The sequence below is a fragment of the Lysinibacillus sp. ZYM-1 genome, assembly GCF_001308875.1.
GTDB lineage: Bacteria > Bacillota > Bacilli > Bacillales_A > Planococcaceae > Lysinibacillus.
On sequence record NZ_KQ465140.1, the window covers coordinates 34,175 to 41,311 of the forward strand.

At 37.8% G+C, this 7,137-nt stretch carries 7 protein-coding genes; 5 read left to right on the forward strand and 2 right to left on the reverse strand.

The genetic code is table 11. The annotated features are described in order from the left end of the window. The first annotated feature begins 282 nt into the window (after positions 1-282). Complete coding sequence (locus tag AO843_RS20350; RefSeq protein WP_054612902.1) at positions 283-1,149, forward strand: GNAT family N-acetyltransferase; 867 nt, start codon at positions 283-285, stop codon at positions 1,147-1,149. A gap of 108 nt (positions 1,150-1,257) precedes the next feature. Continuing rightward, positions 1,258-1,380 (forward strand): hypothetical protein, encoded by a 123-nt coding sequence (locus tag AO843_RS25440; RefSeq protein WP_255350390.1) that lies wholly within the window; start codon positions 1,258-1,260, stop codon positions 1,378-1,380. Between the two features lie 34 nt (positions 1,381-1,414). Here AO843_RS25440 and helD read toward each other — a convergent pair whose 3' ends face one another. Further along, the gene (helD, locus tag AO843_RS20355; protein WP_054612903.1) at positions 1,415-3,643 is read right to left on the reverse strand and encodes an RNA polymerase recycling motor HelD; all 2,229 of its coding nucleotides are present in this window, start codon (positions 3,641-3,643) and stop codon (positions 1,415-1,417) included. Positions 3,644-3,798: 155 nt separating this feature from the next. Between helD and AO843_RS20360 the strand changes: the two genes are divergently transcribed. Then, entirely contained in the window at positions 3,799-4,515 is a 717-nt protein-coding gene (locus AO843_RS20360; protein ID WP_054612904.1) for a glycerophosphodiester phosphodiesterase, read from the forward strand. Between the two features lie 93 nt (positions 4,516-4,608). Here the strand turns inward: AO843_RS20360 and AO843_RS20365 are convergent, their stop codons facing one another. Continuing rightward, positions 4,609-5,631 carry a DUF2804 domain-containing protein gene (locus AO843_RS20365; protein WP_054612907.1) on the reverse strand — a complete coding sequence of 341 codons (1,023 nt, stop codon included), beginning with the start codon at positions 5,629-5,631 and terminating at the stop codon, positions 4,609-4,611. A gap of 182 nt (positions 5,632-5,813) precedes the next feature. Between AO843_RS20365 and AO843_RS20370 the strand changes: the two genes are divergently transcribed. After that, the gene (locus AO843_RS20370; protein WP_054612905.1) at positions 5,814-6,308 is read left to right on the forward strand and encodes an amidase domain-containing protein; all 495 of its coding nucleotides are present in this window, start codon (positions 5,814-5,816) and stop codon (positions 6,306-6,308) included. A gap of 97 nt (positions 6,309-6,405) precedes the next feature. Further along, positions 6,406-6,978: a nitroreductase family protein gene (locus AO843_RS20375; RefSeq protein ID WP_054612906.1), complete on the forward strand. Its 573-nt coding sequence runs from the start codon at positions 6,406-6,408 to the stop codon at positions 6,976-6,978. Positions 6,979-7,137: the final 159 nt, after the last annotated feature.

Here is a 7,137-nt window from a genome sequence, read left to right on the forward strand (position 1 = left end):
GTATAATTAATATAAAAAAGTAGGGAATAGTATATAGTTTGAAAGTAACTAGGTAAAAAGATTAAGTAATGACAATTTAAAGTGTTTATTAGATTATTTTATATCTAGAATTCATAGTAAATTTTAGTCGTTTTAATGAATTTTTATAGTAAAAATCCTTTTATTATTTGACTATTTGAAGTAAAATTCTGATTAATAGAGGGTATCAATTTATTTAGTTGCCAGCTTATTTTTATTATTGCTACAATAGGGCAATAGTCTGATACAGGAACGGAGTAAACAATGAATATTTCAGTGATGACAGTGTCTTTCCCATTGGATGGAGAAACATTAAAGGAAGTAAAATTATTATGTGAAGAAGCGACAATCCATGATTATCGAGTATACGAGACTATTATGAATGTGCCGATGGCTAGCTCTTTCGAATCGAAAGGCTTTATGGTATTAGCGTATGAGGATGAGCAGGATTTGTTAGTTGGGGCTGCAAGTGCCATTGATATGATAGGGCTCCATACATATGAGTGGTCACTAGTGGTGACACCTGCATACCGCCAAAAGGGGATTGGAACTGCATTAGTTGAAGGTATACAAGTTGGGCTAAAGGAACGAGCAGCAGAGGGGCAATTGGCTGTTATTATTGACGGTTCCCCATATGGACACACATTTATTGAAAATAAAGATTATGTTTACAGCTTTTCTGAAGCAACCTTAGAAACAAAAGCAGAGCCTGTAACATTACAAACCGATATTAACATTCTTCCCTATGACGGCGAACAGGCTGAGCTGATTACTATCTATAGTGAGGCTTTTGGTGATTTACCAGAAGAATCAACAGAACTTATCGCTTTTAATACGTCCACTAATGGACGAAAGCTATGGGTTGCTTATCGAGATGGAGGAGTTGTTGGAACTGTGACGACAGCTCAGGAAAATGAAATACAATGGGTGACCGCACTTGCTGTTCATCCAAATTGTGAAGGCCAAGGTATTGGAACGGCATTACTTTCATTTTCGAAGGATTATGCGAGTAAAACAGGCGCAGCATTCGTGATGTTAGATGTTGAAGTAGACAATAAAAAAGCGATATCTGTCTATGAAAAGGCAGGTTTCATGAAGGCACAGCAAATTGATTATTATGTAAAACAATAGTAACAAGGGCGGGGGAGTGAATTTTAAAATCAATTCAGCGCCCTTTTTAGCATAATTGCGTACTATCTTCATATAGTATTAATAAGCTTTATGAAAGGAGTCGTGATCATGCGCATGCCAGCATTGCCTAAAAAGAAGTCTCCTCCGAAGGAAGCGCCTAGTTCATGGTGGAAAGTGGTTAAGGCCTATCTATCAAAAGGGAAGTTCTATCGATTACCACCAAGAAATTGATGATGTATAAAAAAAGTCGCCCAATAGCGACTTTTTAATTTTCTAATAAAAATGTATTTTTGGATGGACCTATTAAGTAAAGTTCATGCATTGCTCGTGTGAGTGCTACATAAAGTAGCTTTCGATCAATGGCCGTGTCGTAAAAGGGAGTATCAAACGCAGCTACGATAACGGCATCAAATTCAAGTCCTTTAGCTAGATGGCTTGGAACAACCAGCAACATTTCCTGATTAATAGATTCATTTTCAGTTAATAGCTGTGAAGGCAGTTGGTTGGCCTTTAAATCTTGTTGCATAGTTATTGCTTCAGCGGTAGTTTTGCATATCAAGGCAATTGATCGATGTCCGTACTGACGAATCGTTTCAAATATTTCTTTAATTTTTAAGGCATCAAATTGATCCGCTTGAATAAAGCTTGGTACATTGCCATGACGAACAACTGGCTCTACTAAAGGAAGTTGTTCATCCATTTTTGCTAAAATTCGATTGGCAACTTCCATAATTTCGATGGTTGTTCGATAGCTTTTTTGCAAAGTTCGAAAGCTTGCTCGGGGGAATAAACTTTGGACAGGCTCCCAAGCAGTTAATGAACGATAGCTATGAATTCCTTGAGCTAAATCACCAACCATTGTAAACATATCTGTATCAAGACCTGTTTTTAAAGCAGCAAGCTGAAATAGACTATAGTCTTGTACTTCATCGATAAAGACAACGCGCATTTTCCATTCATCCGCAATGCCTTTTATGCGTGCCTGTAAATAATAAAGTGCAGCTAGATCTTCAAGTACCCATTGTTCTTTACGATGTACCAGTAAAAATTGTTGTTGTTCTAGGTAATGCCATTCAGGAGCCAGCTCGGCTAAGAGTTCCGCATTGGTGAGAAGCGAACGATAGAGCGTTTTAATGTTATGTTTGGAAAAGCGGCGCATATACACAGTTGCGGTTGATTTTGCTTCTTTTTCAATGGCAGGAATTCGCTCATCTCGTTCATCGATAAATTTTGTTACGACACGTCGACGTTTCTCATCATCTCTAATACCATTTAAAGCCTTACCAAGTGCTTCGTCATATTTTTTATGCAGTGTAGCTAAGACAGCCTGCTTTTTCTGACGAGCATGGCTTGCTAACACTTTTTTTATATGTGCAAGCCGTTTTTCGATAGGCATATAAGAAAATTCATATAAAAACAGCTTCTTAAGATGAGAGGCTCTCATAATACAGTATCTTTCAATATAAACATCTTCAAATTGCTCTGCAATATCTTGCTCTAGCTTCTGAACGTAGCGTTCGATAACATCTCGATAATATAGAGAGCCCTTCATTTCAGCAATCCAGGCTGATGGCTGATGATTTCCTCCAGCAACAAGTGATTCTAATTGCTCATTAGGATTTTGAAGTTTTAGTTTTAATTTAGTGGCGGAAAGGACGTAGTCTGTAAAAGTAGTTTGGCATATTTTATCGACACCTAGCTCTGGTAAGACATCACCAATATAATCGATAAATAACCTATTCGGTGCTAAAATCATGAGCTGTTCAGGATTAAAATGTTCGCCCATTGTGTAGAGGAAATAGGATATTCGGTGTAGGGCTATGGTGGTTTTTCCACTACCTGCGGCTCCTTGGACAATAATTGGTTGACGAAGATGTGCGCGAATAATTTCATTTTGCTCTTTTTGGATTGTCGAGACAATTTCGGTTAGACGGACATCTGCTTTTCCAGCCAATGCTTCTTGCAAGAGTTCATCGTTCGTAGTTAAGTCAATATCACGTATATCGAGTAACTCGCCATTTTCTATTTTATATTGTCTCTTAGCAAACAGATGCCCTTTATGAATTTCACCACGGACATCGTACTCCATATCACCAAGGCGACCGTCATAATAGACATTAGCTACTGGTGAACGCCAATCAACAATAATTGGCTCATGTGTTTCACGATGAAACAACGAGGTTTTCCCAATGTAAAGAAATTCTTGAGGATCACCTGTTTTTTGAAAATGGATCCTGGCAAAATAAGGCTTCTTTTGAACAGCTTCTAATCCTTCTTTTTGATGACGAGCCATTTCAAAGAATCGTGCATTTGTTAAGATGTTTAAATAACTCAAACTCGAATCTAAGTAATCAAGATCTGCCATCGATTTTCGAATATTTTCTTGAGCGGATTGTAAATCTCTTTGTGATTCATTTAATATTTGTTGCATATAACTTTGGGTATACGCTAATCGCTCTACTTCAGCCTGAAAATCAGGATGTTTTACAGTCATTTTTTTTAGCACCTCCTAGGTACTTACAATTTCAAAGTAGATTATCATACTACTATATATAATATTTACCATCAAGTGAAAGCTTAAAAGCTGATTATGTTACGATTATATTGAGGTTTGGAAATATTGTTACCTTAAAAAGGAGGTTAATAATTTTGGATATTTTTGCACATAGAGGTGTTTCTGCTAACTACCCTGAAAATACAATTGTTGCATTTCAAGCAGCATCTGAGCTTCCTATCGCAGGTATTGAGCTAGATGTTCATTTAACAGCAGATAAAGAGGTAGTTGTCATTCATGATGAAACAATTGATCGTACCTCCAATGGTTCAGGCTATATAAAAGATTTTACATTACAACAATTACGTACATTTGATTTTGGTTCATGGTACTCACTAGATTATAGTGGAGAAGTGATCCCAACGTTAGGGGAAGTATTAGAACTTTTTGCTGGTACAAACCACCGTATTAACATCGAGCTAAAAACAGATGTGTTTGCATATGAAGGGATTGAGGCACTTGTACTTAAGGAAGTAGCTGCTCAACAAATGACAGAGAGGGTCATAATTTCTTCTTTTAATCATGAGTCGTTGCAAACAGTCTCACAAATAGCGCCATATATTGAAAGTGCTGCATTGTTTGCAGAGGTTTTAGTGGATTTTACTACTTACATTTCTCTCATTCCCTCTAAAGCTATGCATGTTAGTTTACCAACAGCGTATCGCAAATCAATTAAACTAGCGCTCGCCGAAGGAGCAACTGTACGTGTTTATACAGTCAATGAGCAGCAAGATGCTCGATATCTACAGCAGCTTGGGATACAAGCGATATTTACTGATGATCCGGAGAAAATGTTAGTAGCCCTTAGTTAGAGCAACATGAGGGTGAGTGAAGGGCGCTCGACTTCCGTGGAATGACTATCTAAGTAATACCCACGGAAAGCGGCGTCTTCTATAAGGTTAGCATTACCATTTTGCCCGATGTTCCTCAATACATCCGAGCATTTGTTGAATAACCAATGTTTCACCATTGTCGAGCAAAATGGAACCGTCATAATAACCAAATAATTGGTGTACTTCTGATTTAACCAGTTTAGCATTTGTATAGGCTACACGTTCAAAAAACGGAGAGAAGGTTAATGAAACTTGATGGGAGAATTTAGTTTTTACTTTCCAGCGTTGCATATAATCTTCTGAATTATAATCAAACAATAAATCCTCATGTATTTTTGTCATTTTACCATCAACAAAAATAGCATTTTCAGTCATACCAGTGCCATCTGTCCATTTTCCTCCTAAATTAAGTCCAATTCGTCTTCCACGGACCCGTTGAGAGGCCATTCCCCAATTCCATAATGCTTCACGTGGCCATACCCCTCGGCCGTAATCTAAGACAGCGAAATTCTCTTCAGCTGAGAAATTATAACGACGAGTACCAATTGTGACAACACCTGAAGTTGGGAGTATATGGTGCTTACCTGTAAATTGAAATGTTTTACGATTCCAAGGGATAACAACATTTAAGGTTTCATCTGTTGGTGGATGCTGAATGATGAGCTTTGCACGTAAAATATCTCCATCAAAGTTTGGAATGGAAACGGATAGATGGGTTTCACTTTGTACATGTAGTATATCAATCATCATTTCGCTATTTTTAAACGATACGGATTCTAAAACCTGTGTAGGCATTTTTAATTTACCACCGAAGGGAATGGTAATCGTTTTTTCGAAATAGCGCTGCGTTTCATATTCAAGGAAATAGACGAAGCAGACTGCTGCATAATCTAGATGACTAATCGTAGCGGAAAATAAGATTTCGTCACCATAGACACACCAATAGTTCCATTTCTTTTTGCGCATGAGATGGCCGCTTAAATTACTGTTAATAAGAGGCTTACGTGCGAATCCAATGGCTGCTGGATTTAAATTACCTTTTTTATCGCATAAAAGAGTAGGCTGTAAAATTTCTTTCTCAGCATGCTGCTTCACATTTAACATCCCTTCTGGTCATAAAATAAATTCACACATTTCTTATATTCTTATTGTAGCAAAAATGTCCTTGAAAATGGAAAGGAACACGCTGAGTATAACTATTTTCAACAAGAATATGAGTAAGGACCTAACTAATAGAAATACTTGAAGAGACATATGATGGCATGAGGAGGGGATGTATGGCAAAGATTTATAATAGGCAAGCTGCTGTACAGTACGCCAATTTATGGTGGAATAGACGCAATCCAGCTTTTCCTAACTTTGATGTAGACTGCACGAACTATATATCTCAATGTTTACTTGCGGGTGGGGCACCAATGCGAGGAGCACCCAGTAGAGATAAAGGCTGGTGGATTCAACAGGGAAATTGGAGCTTTAGCTGGTCTGTTGCTCATTCTTTAAGATGGTATTTAGAAGGATCAACTATTGGATTGAAGGGTACACGTGTTCAAACAGCTGAAGAATTAGAGCTTGGAGACGTTATTTTTTATGATTTCCAAGGAAATGGAAAAATTGATCACTCTGTTATTGTCACAAGTATTCAAAACGGCATTCCTTATGTGAATGCTCATACTTCGGATAGTATTAATCGACCGTATTTTTACGAGGATTCCACTGCTTATACGCCGAGTATGACTTACTTTTTCTATCATATAGATGACAGCTTTGCTTAATAAGAGATAGTGTTAAAGCATATCATTTTATGATAATGTGGAAGATAGAAGAGATAAACTCTAATATGTTGTCTTGTGGTAGAAGGAGAATGGATATATGAGCGAACAATTTTTATCTGTTAGAGATGCAATTATTCAACGTCGTTCCATTAAAAAGTTTAATGGTCAACCTGTAGATCGTGACGATTTAATGGCTGTTATCGACGATGCAGTTTGGGCGCCCAACCACGGTAACCGTGAGCCTTGGCGTTTAGTTGTAGCCTGTGGTAAGGAATTAGAAGATCTACATCATTTATTACGCGACCTAACAATTCCAAAATGGCAGGAATTTTCAAGCGAAGATTTGGCAAAGCAAATGATGAAATTTACATTACCTGGTGGCTATGCTTTTGTTATCGTGCCTGAGGATGCTCGTCAAAAAGAACGTTTAGAAGATTACGCAGCAGCAAGTATTTTTATTCAAAATATGCAACTACTAGCGTGGGATAGAGGGATAGGCTCTTGCTGGAAAACACCAGCCTTCTTAGACAATCCAAAGTTCCGCGAGGCCTTAAAGGTGCAGCCTGGTGAGCGTGTCATTGCAATGTTACAAGTTGGTTATTTTGATGAAGTACCAAAAGGAAAAGAACGTAAAAAATCAGCCGAAGTTGTTACGGTTTTTGGCGAATAATCACACAAAGAAAATCCCCTCACTGAAAATGTGAGGGGATTTCAGACTGTAGACAAACTCAAAAAATTTGAGAGTTTGCCTACAGTCTTTTTTCTTTTACAATGAAATATAGTAAAGCCGTTGATTTCCACTACGGGCGGACGCTTTCCGCGGGCGGGG